Origin of the sequence: Acinetobacter sp. SK-43 (assembly GCF_015351505.1) — a bacterium.
GTDB classification, from domain to species: Bacteria; Pseudomonadota; Gammaproteobacteria; order Pseudomonadales; family Moraxellaceae; genus Acinetobacter; species Acinetobacter junii.
The window spans coordinates 1-15,827 of record NZ_JADKPY010000044.1 but is presented as its reverse complement, the minus strand read 5'-3'; the positions used below and the strand labels follow the sequence as shown (position 1 = coordinate 15,827).

General features: G+C 38.5%; 13 protein-coding genes. 3 read left to right on the top strand and 10 right to left on the bottom strand.

Features of this window, described 5'->3' with window-relative positions; all coding sequences use genetic code 11:
- Positions 1-74: 74 nt before the first annotated feature.
- Complete coding sequence (gene crp / locus IRT38_RS09535; protein WP_004915082.1) at positions 75-782, top strand: cAMP-activated global transcriptional regulator CRP; 708 nt, start codon at positions 75-77, stop codon at positions 780-782.
- Positions 783-985: 203 nt separating this feature from the next.
- Positions 986-1,765 carry a M48 family metallopeptidase gene (locus IRT38_RS09530; protein ID WP_004915079.1) on the top strand — a complete coding sequence of 260 codons (780 nt, stop codon included), beginning with the start codon at positions 986-988 and terminating at the stop codon, positions 1,763-1,765.
- Between the two features lie 52 nt (positions 1,766-1,817).
- On the opposite strand, the gene IRT38_RS09525 is transcribed toward IRT38_RS09530, so the two are convergent.
- From IRT38_RS09525 to IRT38_RS09490, 8 genes are all read right to left on the bottom strand, one after another.
- Positions 1,818-3,548 (bottom strand): acetyl/propionyl/methylcrotonyl-CoA carboxylase subunit alpha, encoded by a 1,731-nt coding sequence (locus IRT38_RS09525; RefSeq protein ID WP_194597547.1) that lies wholly within the window; start codon positions 3,546-3,548, stop codon positions 1,818-1,820.
- A complete protein-coding gene (locus IRT38_RS09520) occupies positions 3,549-5,123 on the bottom strand; it encodes an urea amidolyase family protein (RefSeq protein WP_194597546.1) in 1,575 nt (524 codons plus the stop codon).
- Between the two features lie 30 nt (positions 5,124-5,153).
- On the bottom strand, positions 5,154-5,912 hold the full coding sequence (locus IRT38_RS09515) for a LamB/YcsF family protein (protein ID WP_194597545.1): 759 nt from the start codon (positions 5,910-5,912) through the stop codon (positions 5,154-5,156).
- Positions 5,913-6,099: 187 nt separating this feature from the next.
- On the bottom strand, positions 6,100-6,975 hold the full coding sequence (locus tag IRT38_RS09510; RefSeq protein WP_194597544.1) for a class I SAM-dependent methyltransferase: 876 nt from the start codon (positions 6,973-6,975) through the stop codon (positions 6,100-6,102).
- Positions 6,976-7,070: 95 nt separating this feature from the next.
- Positions 7,071-8,591: a flavin-containing monooxygenase gene (locus IRT38_RS09505; protein WP_004953594.1), complete on the bottom strand. Its 1,521-nt coding sequence runs from the start codon at positions 8,589-8,591 to the stop codon at positions 7,071-7,073.
- 94 nt (positions 8,592-8,685) lie between these two features.
- Positions 8,686-9,510 (bottom strand): SDR family NAD(P)-dependent oxidoreductase, encoded by an 825-nt coding sequence (locus IRT38_RS09500; protein ID WP_112987014.1) that lies wholly within the window; start codon positions 9,508-9,510, stop codon positions 8,686-8,688.
- A gap of 36 nt (positions 9,511-9,546) precedes the next feature.
- On the bottom strand, positions 9,547-10,521 hold the full coding sequence (locus IRT38_RS09495) for a metal-dependent hydrolase (RefSeq protein WP_017395081.1): 975 nt from the start codon (positions 10,519-10,521) through the stop codon (positions 9,547-9,549).
- 300 nt (positions 10,522-10,821) lie between these two features.
- On the bottom strand, positions 10,822-11,781 hold the full coding sequence (locus tag IRT38_RS09490) for a metal-dependent hydrolase (protein WP_194597543.1): 960 nt from the start codon (positions 11,779-11,781) through the stop codon (positions 10,822-10,824).
- 489 nt (positions 11,782-12,270) lie between these two features.
- On the opposite strand from IRT38_RS09490, the gene IRT38_RS09485 reads away from it, so the two are divergent.
- The gene (locus tag IRT38_RS09485; RefSeq protein ID WP_194597542.1) at positions 12,271-12,882 is read left to right on the top strand and encodes a TetR/AcrR family transcriptional regulator; all 612 of its coding nucleotides are present in this window, start codon (positions 12,271-12,273) and stop codon (positions 12,880-12,882) included.
- 46 nt (positions 12,883-12,928) lie between these two features.
- On the opposite strand, the gene fdhD is transcribed toward IRT38_RS09485, so the two are convergent.
- Together fdhD and IRT38_RS09475 are read right to left on the bottom strand one after the other, a co-directional pair.
- Positions 12,929-13,714 (bottom strand): formate dehydrogenase accessory sulfurtransferase FdhD, encoded by a 786-nt coding sequence (gene fdhD / locus IRT38_RS09480; RefSeq protein ID WP_409514092.1) that lies wholly within the window; start codon positions 13,712-13,714, stop codon positions 12,929-12,931.
- 45 nt (positions 13,715-13,759) lie between these two features.
- Positions 13,760-15,827, bottom strand: a 2,068-nt coding sequence (locus tag IRT38_RS09475) for an FdhF/YdeP family oxidoreductase (RefSeq protein ID WP_194597540.1), incomplete at its 5' end; no start/stop codon positions are given.

The following is a 15,827-nucleotide window of genomic DNA, read 5'->3' as shown; positions in this document are numbered from 1 at the left end:
TCATCTCTTCTGTGTAGAAAAGGCTCTAACAAGGCCTGTGCGATCGGTTTTATCCAAATTCGGAAATTTTAAGCATGACTTCAAATTTTTCACAGCTTAGCACTGATGCTTTATCACCAGGTCAATTACCTGAATCTGTTAAAGCCTTGCTAAAACGTGCTCATATTAACAGATACCCTAAACGCACCACGATTGTTGACGCTGGAACGGAATCAAAATCACTGTATTTAATATTAAAAGGTTCGGTGTCAATTATTTTACGTGAAGATGATGAACGTGAGATTGTCGTTGCATACTTAAACCCTGGGGATTTCTTTGGAGAAATGGGTCTTTTTGAGAAGAACCCGCAACGTACTGCGGAAGTAAGAACTCGTGATGTTTGTGAAATCGCTGAGATTTCATATGACAACTTCCACGAATTAAGCAAACAATATCCTGATTTGAGCTACGCAGTATTTGCTCAATTAGTTCGCCGCTTAAAAAATACAACACGTAAAGTAACTGACCTTGCATTTATTGATGTATCTGGTCGTATTGCACGTTGTTTAATTGATTTATCTTCGCAACCAGAAGCAATGATCTTACCAAATGGTCGTCAAATCCGTATTACTCGCCAAGAGATTGGTCGTATTGTCGGTTGTTCACGTGAAATGGTTGGACGTGTTCTTAAGACGCTTGAAGATCAAGGCATGATTCAAACTGATGGTAAAGCAATTTTAATTTTTGATACGTCATTAGAAGAAAATGCATTTACTGAAGAAGAGTTTGACGACGAAGAATAATCGTTACACGCTTCAAGTGACTCTTAACAAAGCCAGTGCCTCACACTGGCTTTAATTTTTTGATTTATCTCAAATATCATTTTCAGTTTGATTACATAATTACAATGATTATAGAGAGATTCAGAATGTTATGCGCTTCAAACATTTTTTATAATTCTAATGAAAGATTAAACCAATAAGATACTGATTTGGAGAGAATAAGTATGAAGAAGCTGGCTTTAAGCCTTTGTGCAGCATCAGTGATGACCATTTCTGGTTGTGCTTCTTTTGCTGATATGGCTGGTGCAGATAGTGCAACTTTGAATGCTCAATCAGCACAAAGTTTCTCTAAAATGACTCAAGAAGCTCGTGCTAAAAACCAACTTGATACTAGTTCTAGCACTTATCAACGTATCAATACGGTTTTCTTACGTTTAAAACCTTATGCAGATCGAATGAATCAAACTGGACAACGCTTTGATTGGCAGCTTGCAGTATTGAAATCTGACAACGTGAATGCTTATGTCGCACCTGGCGGTAAAGTTGTTTTCTACACAGGTATCGTAAATAAGCTTAATTTAACCAATGATGAAATCGCTGCAATTATGGGACATGAAATGACCCATGCCCTTGAAGAGCATGCTAAAAGCAAAATTGGGGCTCAAGCACTGACTAGCCTAGCCATTGGTATTGGCACCAGCTACGCAGGCGCTAATATTGGTGAAGCTGGAAATGCAGCAATTAACTTAGGTAGCCAAATTGGTATTGGTTTACCTTATTCTCGTAATCTGGAAAGTCGTGCCGATTACGGCGGTTTGATGTTAATGGCGCGCGCTGGATACAATCCTAACGCGGCAATTAGCTTATGGGAAAAAATGAATCGTCTTGATGGTCCTGGCGGTGCATCGTTCTTATCAACACATCCATCAAATACTCAACGTATTGGCGATATGCGTAAGAACCTACCAGCAGCTATGGCTGTGTACAATCAAAGCCGTCGTTAAGCCATACAAAGCCACTAGATAATGATCTAGTGGCTTTTTTATTATAATGGTCTCAAACTGCATGAATCTCAGCTATTTTCTCATCGTTTGAATAATTTTGATGGATCTGTGCTAATTGCTTAATCTGTCCACTACGATGAGCAGTTACCTGAACTTCCATTTTCATTGCCTCCATCACTGCAACTACATCACCTTTTTCTACCATTTGATTGTCTTCTACTTTCCAAGCTGTAATTACACCTGAGATTGGAGCAAGCAGTGCTTTTTCATCAAACACTTTAACTTCTTCTATAGGTTCTGCATGCTGTTGAACGGTTTGAAAATTTAAAAACTCCTTCGGCAATCCAATTTGTTGTAACTTCCCATCTATTTCAATCATGAAACGTGCAAACTGATGATCATCCTGAATCATACTTCGCTGTTGAACCTCATATTCGTGAGAAAAATCTTGCTCAATCCATCGCGTATGTACTTTAAATTCGTCAACAAAATCTGAATGTTGCAATACTGCTTTATGAAAAGGTAAAACAGTGGCTACACCTTCTATTTCAAAAGCAGCTAAAGCCCTTTTAGCTCGTTGAATGGCAATCTCACGTGTTGGTCCCGTCACGATTAATTTTGCAAGTAAAGAATCAAAATGTCGGGAGACTTCACTTCCTTGCATAACGCCTGTGTCTAGACGAATTCCAATACCAGATGGCGCCATAAATTTGGATATTTGACCAAATGAGGGAATAAATCCACGTGCAGGATCTTCGGCATTGATACGAAACTCAATTGCATGTGTTTGAACTTTCGGCGTAGCTTGGATTGAAAGCGGTTCACCTAATGCAATTTTTATTTGTTCCACAACAATATCTAGTCCCGAAGTTTGTTCAGACACGGGATGTTCAACTTGTAATCGTGTATTAACCTCTAAAAATGACAGCTTGCTATTTTGGCTCAATAAATATTCGACTGTACCAGCCCCGACATAATCAACTGCACGACACAGCTTGATCGATGAACTTACAATTTGCTGATAAATATCATCTGATATAAATGGTGCTGGCGCTTCCTCTACAAGCTTTTGATTACGTCTTTGCAAAGAGCAATCTCGTGTTCCAACAACAACGATATGACCTAACTGATCTGCGAGAATCTGAGCTTCAATATGTCTAGGCTTATCCAAATATTGTTCAACATAACATTCGCCTCGTCCAAAGGCTGCTGTAGCTTCTCTGACGGCAGACTCATACAGGCTCGCAACCTCCTCGAGCTCCCAAGCGACCTTTAAACCACGTCCACCGCCACCATAAGCAGCCTTGATAGCAATCGGGAGGCCATATTGTTTAGCAAATTTTAGTGCTTCTTCTGCAGACTGTAGTGGTTGTGCTGTGCCCTGTACCAATGGAGCACCAACTGATTGAGCAATTTTTCTTGCTTGAATCTTGTCACCAAGTTGTTGAATTGCCTTAGGCGGTGGCCCAACCCAAATAAGCCCTGCATCTAATACGGCTTGCGCAAAATCAGCACGTTCTGAAAGGAAACCATATCCTGGATGAATCATCGTGACTTGAGCTTTTTTGGCAATTGCCAAAATTTTATTAATATCGAGATAAGTTTCTTTTGCAGTTAAACCTGATAGCGCCCAAGCTTCATCCGCCATTTTGACATGTAAACTCGCCATGTCATCATCTGCATAGATTGCAACCGACCTAATCGCTAAATCTTTGCAAGCTTGAATCACACGAACTGCAATCTCACCCCGATTTGCAATTAAAAGCTTATGTGAACTGTACATTTATTTTAAGTCCATAAAATCTGAAATTTGTCTAAATTTAATCAAACACCCCGTTGGAATCTGCGCGATTAGGTCCAGATGATATGCTGCAACACTCGCGATGACTGGATATCCACCTGTAATTGGGTGATCATTCATAAATAAAACAGGCTGACCATTTGGGGGTACTTGTATCGCACCAGTACAACATCCTTCACTCGGTAACTCTTTGTCGATCTCTCTCACTAGCGGTTTTTCACCACTTAATCTCAATCCAATTCGGTTACTTTCGGCACTGACTAGCCAACGCTGATTGAAGAATAATTCCAAACTATCTGTAGAGAACCAATCTGTTCGAGGACCTAAACACACATCTATAATTATTTCATCGCCTACTTTTGGTTTTGTTCGAACAAAATGATTTAACTCAACAGGATAAGTTTTTAACTGAGCAGAATAAATCTGATCACCAACCTGAATAGGTGATGTACCCAATTCTGCAAGCGAATCATAACTGACACTACCCAGAACTTGCTCCGCATAGATTCCACCCTGAACCGCAAGATAGTTACGCAACCCTTCTTTAGGCTGTGTTAGATAAATCTTATCACCTTCATCTAAAGCGATTGGTTGGCATAAGCTGGCTTGTCTTTTACCTGTCTCTTTATAAGTGATCCAAAGCTCACTCAATGCACCCGTCACTGCGATTACAGTTGGCTGAATGACTTTAAGTTTTAGCCCACCATTTAAAATTTCTAACACTGCTGCGTGTTTAGGATTACCAACGATTAGGTTCGCTTCAACAAAAGAACTCTGATCTAACGCGCCTGCTCTTCCAACTCCAAGAGATGCTACATGATGTCGACCTTGATCTTGGACTAAGACTTGTAATCCAGTATTTAATACTTCAAATAGAACGGGTTTGTGGGTTGCTAAATTTGAATGAACTAGGGTTGTTGAAACAGAGGTTTGTGTTGGGTTTCGACTAATATCTTTAAAAATCACTTGATCAGAAGGCAGTAACAAAGCTGGATTTTCTCGGTGAATATCCCACATGATTTCATCCGTTCTCCCAATCAGTTGCCACCCACCAGGACTCTCCTTAGGATAAATTCCGCTATATTCTCCTGCTAAACCGACAGATCCTGCTGTTACTTTTTTACGGGGTGAGGATCGGCGTGGGACACTACCAAATGGCTGATCATGGCTCATCAAATAAGCAAATCCTGGTGCAAAACCAATGAATGCAACTTGCCAGCAGCTTTCGGTATGTTTTCGAATCAATTGTTGAGTTGTTAGCCCTAAATGATCGGCTATTTCTGCTAAATCAGAACCATCATAATGAACACCAATAACAATTTCTTTAGTTGAATTAAATCGTTTTAATTCAATTTTTTGGGAACGAATCCATTTGATCAAACTAAGTTGATCAATCCAAATTGGATCGAAACACACCAAGACTGTTCGAGCAGCAGGAATTAATTCTTGAATATAAGGATGATTCGCTTGATTGAGTGATTGATATACTGCAATTGTTGTTTCTAAAGCATCTAATTCAATTAAAAATGCATTTTCATTGACCGATAAAAATCTCATTTCAACACTCAACGATATGATCTATAAGTCTTAAGATACAAAGCTATGTATAGCAATTTGGTGATCAGCTAAGGTTTGGCGAATCACTTTTGCCATCTGTAACGCACCTAACGAATCTCCATGCAAACAGATTGTATCGGCTTTAAGCGGTGTAAATTCACCTTCTATAGACATGACACCTTTTTTTTTGATCATATCTAATACACGCTCAGCAATCATTTCTACATCATGCAAAACCGCACCCTCTTGACGACGCGAAACCAAGGTTCCATCACGATGGTAAGCACGATCAGCAAATGCTTCTGATACGACTCTTAAACCTTGCTTTCTTGCAAATTCGATTAAGGGTGAACCAGCTAAAGCGACTAATACCAAAGACGAGTCGTAAGCTAAGATCGCATCTATAACTGCTTTTGCTTGAACTAAATTGGTAGCGATAGTGTTGTACAAAGCGCCATGAGGTTTTACATACCGAACGCTAGTGCCTGCGACTAGTGCTAGACCTTGTAAAGCTGAAATTTGATACAAGACATCTGCATATAACTCATCATATGCCACATCCATATTACGACGGCCAAAACCCACTAAGTCTGGATAGGAGACATGCGCTCCAATACTCACTTTTAATTGAGCAGCTTGCTTCAATGTTTGTAGAATACTTTTGGGATCGCCTGCATGAAAACCGCAAGCAATGTTGGCACTACTAACAATCGGAAGTATTTGTTCATCATTACCCATAGACCATGAGCCATAGCTCTCGCCTAAATCGCTGTTTAGATCAATGTACATACGCTTCCCAATTGCTACTCTTTCTTTTATTGATTTATTTTAGCAATATACTCCAACACTTTGCTTTACCAATATTTATTTTTATTAATTTCAGAATGGGATTTTATACAGAATTTATTTTAATTAAGCATCTTTTATATGTAGACACTTAGCCCCCAAACTCTTAGGAGCTAAGCCATATAGATGCCTATTTAGCTAAAAGTAGATGCAACATATGCGTTGCTATCGTATGTAGAATATGATCAGGACGCTGATAAAAATAGCGCTCACTTAGACCATCACCTGATAAATCCTCTATAACTTGATAGCCAATTTCATTTACAGCTTGATGCAAATCTTTCGGTCGAAACTGACCTTTTAATGGTTCTTTTAAGAAACGGGTAAATTGTGAAACAAATAAACTCCCGAAACGCTCAACACCATCCAATTCACGATAGTCAATTGAATAATCTAAAACTACTTCACTTCCCTCGCTAGCGATTTGAGCAATACTCGATAAAGTATGTAGTGTGGTCTGTGGTTCAAGATAGTGTGTTGTACCCAACCAAGAAAAAAATGCTTTTCCATCTTGTTGAAATGAACTTCTAGCCAAAGCATCTGCAATCGATTCTTTTTCAAAATCAATTGATACAAACTCAACATTAGCTGGAATGTCGCCAAATTCTTTGAGTTTCAACTGTTTTGCCGCTTGGGTATCAGGATGATCAACTTCAAAAATTTTTAAATTAGGATAGCGCTGTGCTTGTCTCAACGTGAACGAATCTAAACCTGCACCCACCAAGACATATTGCTGAGTTCCTTGCTGAATCGCTTGCTGCAATAAGTCTTCTGCATAACGCGAACGACCAACAACTTGCCCTGTCAGTAAACCTAAAGTTCGGTTAAATACAGTTGAGTTCATCACTTTAACAGTAAGCGATGTTTTCAATAATTTTTGCCAACCTTTGCTAGTTAGGTTAAATGCAAATGGATCAGAAAAAACTGGATTTTGAGCATTTTGGAAATGATTTGCACGTAATGCGGCAGCCGCTTCAGCCGTTCGGCTTGATTGTCCATCTTTCATATTTATTACCTAATTTATTTGTATCTTGCAAAAAATAAGCAGCAAACTCCATCCTAAGATAAAATTTACTGCCCTAATATCACTCGACTAAAAAATTAGTTGGTCTTTTCAGTTTGATACGTCACTTGGTAATCATTTAAATCCATCTGTTTTAAACGTTGCTTTAACTTTTTCAACGACCAAGGCCAAGCAGCAAAGTTTCGACCATTTGCATCTAAATAGTAGCTCTTACATCCACCAGCATTGAAAACAGTTGTTTTAAGATGCTTTTGTACTAACTCATTGTGCTTTTTAATCACTTCAGGTTTGATGTTTAACTTGGCAATACCTTGATCTCTAATTTTCAATAAACCATCAACGATATAATCAAGTTGAGCTTCTGCTAGACCAATAAAAGAGTCATATACCAGAACGTTCGGACCCAAAACCAAGAAAGCATTTGGTACGTTTTCAATGCTTGTACCTAAATACGCTTCTGGAGAACTGCTTTTCCAAAGGTCATTCAAAATCTCACCTTTTTCATTCGCAACACGCTTGCCAATCGGTGGATGAGAGACTTCAAAACCTGTACCCCAAATGATCACATCAACTTCATGACGCTCACCATTTGCAGCAACAACAGTATTACCTTCAACCTTGACCAAACCATGAGGGATGAGTTTAGTATTTGGTTGCTGTAAAGCTGGATAATAATTGTTTGCGAACAATAAACGCTTACAACCAATAGTAAAGTTTGGCGTTACATTTTTACGTAACTCTGCGTCTTCAATTTGGAAACGTAGAATCAGTTTAGCCAACTCACCGACTGGCTTTAACACAGCAGGATTACGTAAACCAAAGTTAATTGCATTCAATGATTGAGCAACTGCTTGACGCCAAGTTTTTTGAATTAATGGATATTTCTCGATTAATTTTTTACTTACATCACCCAAATCCGTATCAGGTTTTGGAACGACCCACGGCGCGGTACGCTGGAATACATATAATTCTTTAGCTTTTGGTTGAATTTGTGGCACAAACTGAATTGCTGATGCACCCGTTCCAATGACCGCAATACGTTTACCAGTCAAATCATAATCATGATTCCATCTTGCTGAATGGAACATTTCGCCAGTAAAGGTCTCTAGACCATCTAATTTTGGAATTTGAGCTTCTGTAATTGGGCCTGTTGCGAAGATCGCTGAGCGTGACAAGAACTGCCCTTTATTAGTATCCATCACCCATAAATTACGCTCATTATCCCATTTTGCACTGAGTAACTCTGTACCAAATTCAATTTTTGAACTTACGCCAAAATTTTCACTCACTTCTTCTAAATAGTTCAAAATTTCAGGTTGACGAGCAAACAAGTGACTCCATTTTGCGCTTGGAGCAAATGAGTATGAATACAAAGCTGACGGTACATCACAACCACAACCTGGATAAGTGTTTTCGCGCCAAGTACCACCAACGCGTGTTGCCTTTTCAATGATCTTGTAGTTGCTATAACCAACTTGATCAAGACGGATTGCTGTTGCAATACCAGAAATCCCTGCACCTACGATAAACGTATCGTAAATATGCTGTGGGAGTGCTTTTTTGTCAGCAGAATTTAATTTTTTTGCTTGAGCTGTCATTCAAAATATCCTTTCATTTATTTAACTGAAATAAGCATTGATTAACCTAAAAAAAGCTTATCTCAGTAATTAAAATCTTTTTCCTAAACAGGTTTTATTTCATCAATCGGTATGATGTACCCAAGAATTTTGCATATAAATTCGGAGCAGTACGTTTCATTAACCAGAATAGTTTTGCGTCAATCTGAGGGATGGTATAAAGCTGATCTTTATCCAAACGGTCTAATGTCAGTTTGGCAACTTTGTCACTGGTCGTGAAGGCCAAGTTTGTCAGTGCATAGTCCAAGATACCCTTGTGCGGTACTTTTCCGTTTTTGATGATATTGGTCGGCACCAATGTTGGACATAACACATTAACTTTGATGTTATGTTTTCTCAATTCAGCTGAAAGCGTTTCAGACAAAGCACGTACCCCAGCTTTAGTCACGTTATACGCTGTCATTTCAGGTGCCGCAGTATAAGACGCTGCCGAAGCAACATTGATAATTGCACCACGACCAAGTTGTTTAAACTTTGGTACGAAATAGTGACAACCATGAATCACGCCCCATAAGTTAATATCTGAAACCCACTTCCAATCTTCAAGTGAAGTTTCATCAAACTTACCACCCAACCCAACACCTGCATTGTTGATCACAAGTGTTGTTGGGTGTTGCATAAGTTGTTCTGCTTGGTCAGCAAGCTTTTCAACTTGTTTAGCATTTCCAACATCGCACTTTACTGCAAAAGCTTTTGAACCCAATTGCTCGATTATGGCAACCGTTTCTTTTGCTGCTTCCAAGTTAATATCGGAGCAAACCACAGTCCCGCCACGCTTTGCCAGTTCAAGTGCAAAACTACGACCAATCCCACTTCCCGCACCAGTTACCACTGCATATGCGTTTTGGCTTGGTTTGGCTTTCTTTCCAAATAATTTCATATTTGTATTCCAAAATATTCTTTCAGCTTGACCAAGTTATGCAGATGCTGCACGAACAGGTGGCACAAATTCTTTTAAGAAATAAGGTGATAACAAACCTGTTTCTGGATTTAATAAACGCTCTTTGTAATATTCCATGTATTTTGTAGTGTCATGGTCGTTTGGATGGAAGCTTGGACGTAAATATTCCAAGATATGCATAAAGCTACTACCAAATACCCCTCGTTCACTACCAAATAATAATGCGGTACTTTCTAATACATCTTTCATATAACGTGGATTGATCAAATTACTTGGCTTACGAATAAATGGCATCAAGTAACCACCTAAAGAAACACCACCTAAAATGGTTAAACTTGCAAGTAAGAATCCCGTGATACGAACCCAGTAATCGCCCGATAACTCTAGAAACACATCATAGGCAATATCTTTATGCTCTGATTCTTCGAGCATGTGCCACATCCACATCGCACGTTGTCTTTCATCTTGCGAACCAAGCAAATATTCTTCATGCTGCATCATAAATTCAGCGAGTACAGCGGTGTAATGCTCAATACCTGCCATCAAAGATAGCTGCATAGAGTGCGGTAGTTTATAAATTCCGTACTCAAACACTTTATCTGCAATCGCACGAAGTAATTCGACTGGATAACCATTCTCTTTGAGAACTTCATCATTGAATTGATTATGAATTTTTGAGTGAATTGCTTCTTGACCAATTAATGAAGTCAATCTTTGTTTCAAAATCGGATCATTAATAAATTCACGATGATGACGAGCTGTCTCAATGACCACATCCTCACCAAAGGTTAAGAAAATCGATAAAGCATGAAAATAAGAAGTCGCCAACTCTTTATTTAAGAAGAACTTCTGATCCAACTCAGCTGGATTAAATTTGAAATCAAAATGACGAATAGGAATTGGAGCCTTGTTCGCTAAATTTTGGACAATGCCTTGATATTTAGTACTAAGTTTGTCTGAAAATACATTTCGAATAACTTGAGCGACCATCGCTTGTCCCCCACAGAGAGAGTAATATAAAAATTAATTGCGGCACATCCAATGAAATGATCAAATTGTCTTTAAGATTATTTCTGCAATTTGAAACATCTCAGCTCTTAAAAAAATTTCTAAGAATGTTTGTGCCAAACATTATCTCGATAAAATCTATTACTGGTCTTTATCAAGATATTCGATGCATAGTGCACTAGCAAAATATGACCAACAAGAACCAAATTGCTCATAACCAATTGATCATTTTTGCCACTCGAAAACGATAATTCACTCGTGCACTGCATCGCCTTAAATCAATCAAGCTGCCTGAACTTTAGGTGTAAACTCTTTCACAAAAAAAGGATGTAAAGCACCGCCTTCTGATAACAGTTTTTCCTCGTAGTATTTAAAATATTCTGATGCATCATGATCGTTAGGATGGAAATCTCTGCGCAAATAATCAAAGATTCGAGCCTGAGTGCTACCGAACACACCATCTTTAGGGCTAAAGATTAATTTCACACCACGTCGAGCATCTTTCCAAAACTTCGCCGTTAACATTTCTTGCGGTTTACGCAAGACTGGAACTAATGTTGCTGAGAATGGAATCAACCCAAGGATCGTGAAATATGCAAGGAAGAATCCTGTAACACGTAAGGCATAATTACCATTTAGTGTTTGGTAAACATCATAAGCAACGTCTTTATGTTCAGACTCTTCTAACATGTGCCACATCCACAGAGCACGTGTCTTTGCATCATCAGAAAAATAGAAGTTCTGCTCATGCGCCATCATGTATTCTGCTAACACGGCCGTGAAATGCTCGATTCCAGCCATTAGAGAAAGTTTTAATGGTTGTGGGAATTTCAAGAAAATATGATCAAAAAACTTTTCACCAAGAAAACGATACAAGCGCACTGGATAATCAAGTTCAACAATTGCGTCATTAAACTCATTGTGTAATTTAGAATGAATCGCTTCTTGTCCAATCAAAGAGGTTACACGTTGTTTTAAAATAGGATCTTTGAGCAAATCACGATGGTGACGTGCTGTTTCAATCACTAAGTCTTCACCATAAGTCAAGAAAACAGAAAGCGTTGCAAAGAAAATCGTTGCAAACTGGTTATTCATATAGAATGATAAATCAATCTGTTTACCTTCAAATCCGATTGCCAAGTGTCGAATGGGTATGCTCTTTTTACTCGCAAAATCGATTTGCTCAGTTATTGGGTTGGATTTAAATAAACTCAAACCTTTGTTCAACGTGCTGCTAATCATGGCTACACCTACCTACTTCACTTGAGCGTCATTTGCCCTTTAATATTCTTTGGATTAGGTTCATCTCTTTTCGCCACACTCATTCTTTTTTAAGTTACGAAAAAAGATTCGGGAGATTTTATTGAACCTAGTTCCCTACTAGAACCAATGTAAACCGATCTTATGTTCGGATTCAATTCGGGTAAAAATGAAGATTTTTTATCCTATATTTTTCTCTTCATGGTACGACTCAACAAGTAATCTCAATCATAAAAATTCACAGCAGTTAAAATTAAAAACAATAATTATCATTAATTTAAATAAAACATAATTAAGAAAAAATAATGAAATAATTTTATTTATCTTATCTAAACTGGTGTTTATTACAAATAAAAAAGCATAATTTAAAAATTAGTAATTATTTTTTGTTCGGATTAATTTAATAGAACTTTCATGAGATATCAGGGCATGCTAATCTGACAATATGTTCGGATTTTATTTTTCACTGAAATGGCTACTCGTAAACCTCGTCAAAATCGCTCAAAAGTTACTGTTGATACTATTATCGAAGCAGGTTTTATCGCTGTTGCTGCCAATGGAACCAGTGGAACAACGACCCGTCATATTGCTGATATTGCTGGAGTGAGTGTAGGTTCACTTTATGAATACTTTAAGAATAAAGAAGAAATTTATGATGCGATGGCCAAATCTTTTGTAAAAGAAGTATTAGATATGGTGAAAGAACTTACTCCTATCATCGTGGAAATGGAGCTTGAACCATTATTTCAGATGATCTTTTATACGTTCCGAGATTTGCTCACACGCGACAATGATCGTTATCTTATATGTCTACGCTATGCCACAGAACTTAAATATGAACGCTATATAGGACAAATTGAAATGGCGTTGATGGAAGTGCTCATGAAATATATGATGCGCCATCCTCGATATCTAATAGTTAATAATTTGAGCGTTACAGCCTATATCAGTATCAACAGCAGTATCTTTAACGTCGCTCGTCATCTCATCTTACCTAACCCTCAAATTAGCTTTGATGAAATGGTTAAAGGTTTAAGTACGATGATTATTAGCTATATCGAAACAGAGTTAGCAAAAGCTTAGGAATAAGTTATTGATTTTATTTAAAAATTATAGAAATTGATAATTATTAGCTATATAGAACAAACTTATCCCCACGACAAAAACTGGCTAGAGTTAAATTTAATTTTTTTGCCATCTCAATCGCCATACTGGTTGGAGCAGAAATCGTTGCCAGCAAAGCTATGTTGTATTGGGCGCATTTGCGAATCAGTTCATAACTGGCACGACTGGTCATCACAGCAAATCCATCTCCGACATCTAACTTTTGTTCAGCCAAATAGCCAAGCAATTTATCCAATGCATTATGCCGACCGACATCTTCAAATAAAGCAATAATTTGTCCATTAACAACCCAAGCTGCTGCATGAGCACCACCTGTAAGTTCACTGATTGTTTGTCTCACCTTGAGTTGTGCCATCGCACTTGGAATTTGATTTAACCAAGAAGGCTTTAAACGTGTAGAAATACTCGGAAGATCTAAATAGAATTGCTTCAGGCTTTCAATTCCACATAACCCGCAACCCGTGCGACCCACCATCATGCGTCGATGTTGTTTTAAAGCTATAAAAGCACGTGATGAAATCATCATCTCTATTTGGATTCCAAGTTCATTTTGATTCATTTCAATTGCATATAGCTCATTCAAACTATTTATAATACCTTCAGAAAGGCTAAATCCTTTTGCAAAAACTTCGAGATCAGCGGGTGTCGCCATCATCACTGCATGAGAAATACCGTTATAAATCAATGCAACAGGATATTCTTGAACAATATAATCCATTTCATTTTCAGACGTATTCTTATGAAAACGATGTACCTCTACAGTTTCATAGCCTAATGTATCTACCACCACAGTATTTAGTCTCCCATTCATCTCAACAAGCATCAAATTTATTCACTAGAGATTGCTCACACGTTGATTTGCTAACTCAGGTTCAACTTCAACAGCTAAATTAAAATGTTCAGGTGCTTTCCCCGCATGTAGTATCACGGGCACACTTTTTGAAGCAGGAATTTTTGCCTGTTTGTCATGGCTACCGAGTGCGACCAATGGATTAGTCTCTGGATAATATGCAGCCAAACTGCCCACAGGTATGTTATATGGCACGATGCGAAAACTATGCACAATTCGTTTAACCCCATCCGAGAATACACTTTCAATATCGACCCATTGATCTGCCTCAAAGCCTGCCGAATCGATATCTAACTGATTCATAAACAGCACTCGTCGTTGACCAAAAACACCTCTATATCGATCATCAAGTCCATATAAGGTTGTGTTGTATTGATCATGCGATCGAGTGGTCATTAAGGTATAAACCTTTTGTTGAGTATACGCGGCAGCATATTGATGTTCGGTATCCTCATAAACCTCCGCTAAAGGAGTAATTAAAAATTGTGCTTTGCCACTTGGTGTATTCCAAACATGTTGATTAGCTGGATGTTCTAAATGGAAACCTCCTGCTTGATAAACGCGTTGATTGAAATCATGGAATTCATCAAATACATCTGCAATCGAATCACGAATGTGATCATAACTTTCAATGTACCATCGCCATTTAACTTGACTCGTTGGTAATACTGCCTCAGCCATGCGAGCAACAATATCAGGTTCCGATAAGATATTTTCTGAGATTGGAGGATTGCGTCCTGCTGATAAATGCACATTACTCATGGAATCTTCGACAGAAATTGCTTGAGGTCCATGAAGCTGTTGATCAACTTCAGTCCGTCCTAAACATGGGAGAATTAAGGCATCTGCACCACACACCAAATGACTGCGATTCAACTTTGTTGCAATATGAACGGTCAAATTACATTTGCGTAAAGCCTCTTGTGTATACGGCGTATCAGGTGTTGCAACTGCAAAATTCCCACCTAAACCAATAAAGACCTTTACTTGACCCTCATACATTGCTTTGATGGTATCAACCACACCATATCCATGTTTTCGTGGTGATTGAATGCCAAAAACTCGATCGAGACTATCAAGTAACTGCTCACTTGGGTTTTCGTTGATACCCATCGTCCGATCGCCTTGTACATTACTATGACCACGAACTGGGCATAGACCTGAACCAGGTCGTCCAATATGCCCTCGAGCCAACATCAGATTGGCTAACATATGAATATTGGCTGTACCGTGACGATGTTGAGTAATTCCCATCCCCCAACAAAAAATCGCAGTTTTAGCATCTAAAAACATTTGTGCAATTGATTCCAAATTTTCAGGTGAAAGCCCTGTATAATTATGAATTTGCTCCCATTCTGTTCGATCAACCTCAGCGATCATCTGCTCAAAACCAACCGTATTTTTTTCGATAAAGCTTCGATCAAATACGCTAGATTTGCCTCGCGCTAATGCTTTTTTATCCCATTCAGATAAATGCTTAAGCACCCCTAAAAGTAATGCGTAGTCCCCACCAATTTTAGGTTGAAAATAATAACGACTAATTGGTGTATTGCTGTTAGTCATCATCTCCAAAGGCGCTTGTGGATCTTGGAAACGCTCCAAACCACGCTCTTTGATTGGATTGATTGCAACGATATTACCTCCCCGTTTAGAAACTTCTCTTAAAGTTGCTAACATTCGAGGATGGTTAGTTCCTGGGTTATGACCAAAACTAAAGATAGCATCGGCCTGATCAAAATCATCTAGAATTACAGTGCCTTTCCCTAAACCGATCGACTGCTTTAATCCCACACTTGTGGTCTCATGGCACATATTCGAACAATCAGGGAAATTGTTGGTTCCAAAGCTTCTTACGAATAATTGATATAAAAAAGCTGCTTCATTGCTAGTACGTCCAGATGTATAGAAAGCCGCTTGATTGGGGTCATCCAGTGCTTGGAGATGTTTTGCAATCAGCTTAAAAGCTTCGTCCCAACTGATCGGAATATATTTATCTGACACGATGTCATATCGCATAGGATCAGTGAGGCGACCTAAATCCTCTAAATAAAAA

Coding starts and splice junctions, on each gene's coding strand:
- crp (WP_004915082.1), top strand. CDS start 75: ATGACTTCAAATTTTTCACAGCTTAGCACTGATGCTTTATCACCAGGT.
- IRT38_RS09530 (WP_004915079.1), top strand. CDS start 986: ATGAAGAAGCTGGCTTTAAGCCTTTGTGCAGCATCAGTGATGACCATT.
- IRT38_RS09525 (WP_194597547.1), bottom strand. CDS start 3,548: ATGTACAGTTCACATAAGCTTTTAATTGCAAATCGGGGTGAGATTGCA.
- IRT38_RS09520 (WP_194597546.1), bottom strand. CDS start 5,123: ATGAGATTTTTATCGGTCAATGAAAATGCATTTTTAATTGAATTAGAT.
- IRT38_RS09515 (WP_194597545.1), bottom strand. CDS start 5,912: ATGTACATTGATCTAAACAGCGATTTAGGCGAGAGCTATGGCTCATGG.
- IRT38_RS09510 (WP_194597544.1), bottom strand. CDS start 6,975: ATGAAAGATGGACAATCAAGCCGAACGGCTGAAGCGGCTGCCGCATTA.
- IRT38_RS09505 (WP_004953594.1), bottom strand. CDS start 8,591: ATGACAGCTCAAGCAAAAAAATTAAATTCTGCTGACAAAAAAGCACTC.
- IRT38_RS09500 (WP_112987014.1), bottom strand. CDS start 9,510: ATGAAATTATTTGGAAAGAAAGCCAAACCAAGCCAAAACGCATATGCA.
- IRT38_RS09495 (WP_017395081.1), bottom strand. CDS start 10,521: ATGGTCGCTCAAGTTATTCGAAATGTATTTTCAGACAAACTTAGTACT.
- IRT38_RS09490 (WP_194597543.1), bottom strand. CDS start 11,781: ATGATTAGCAGCACGTTGAACAAAGGTTTGAGTTTATTTAAATCCAAC.
- IRT38_RS09485 (WP_194597542.1), top strand. CDS start 12,271: ATGGCTACTCGTAAACCTCGTCAAAATCGCTCAAAAGTTACTGTTGAT.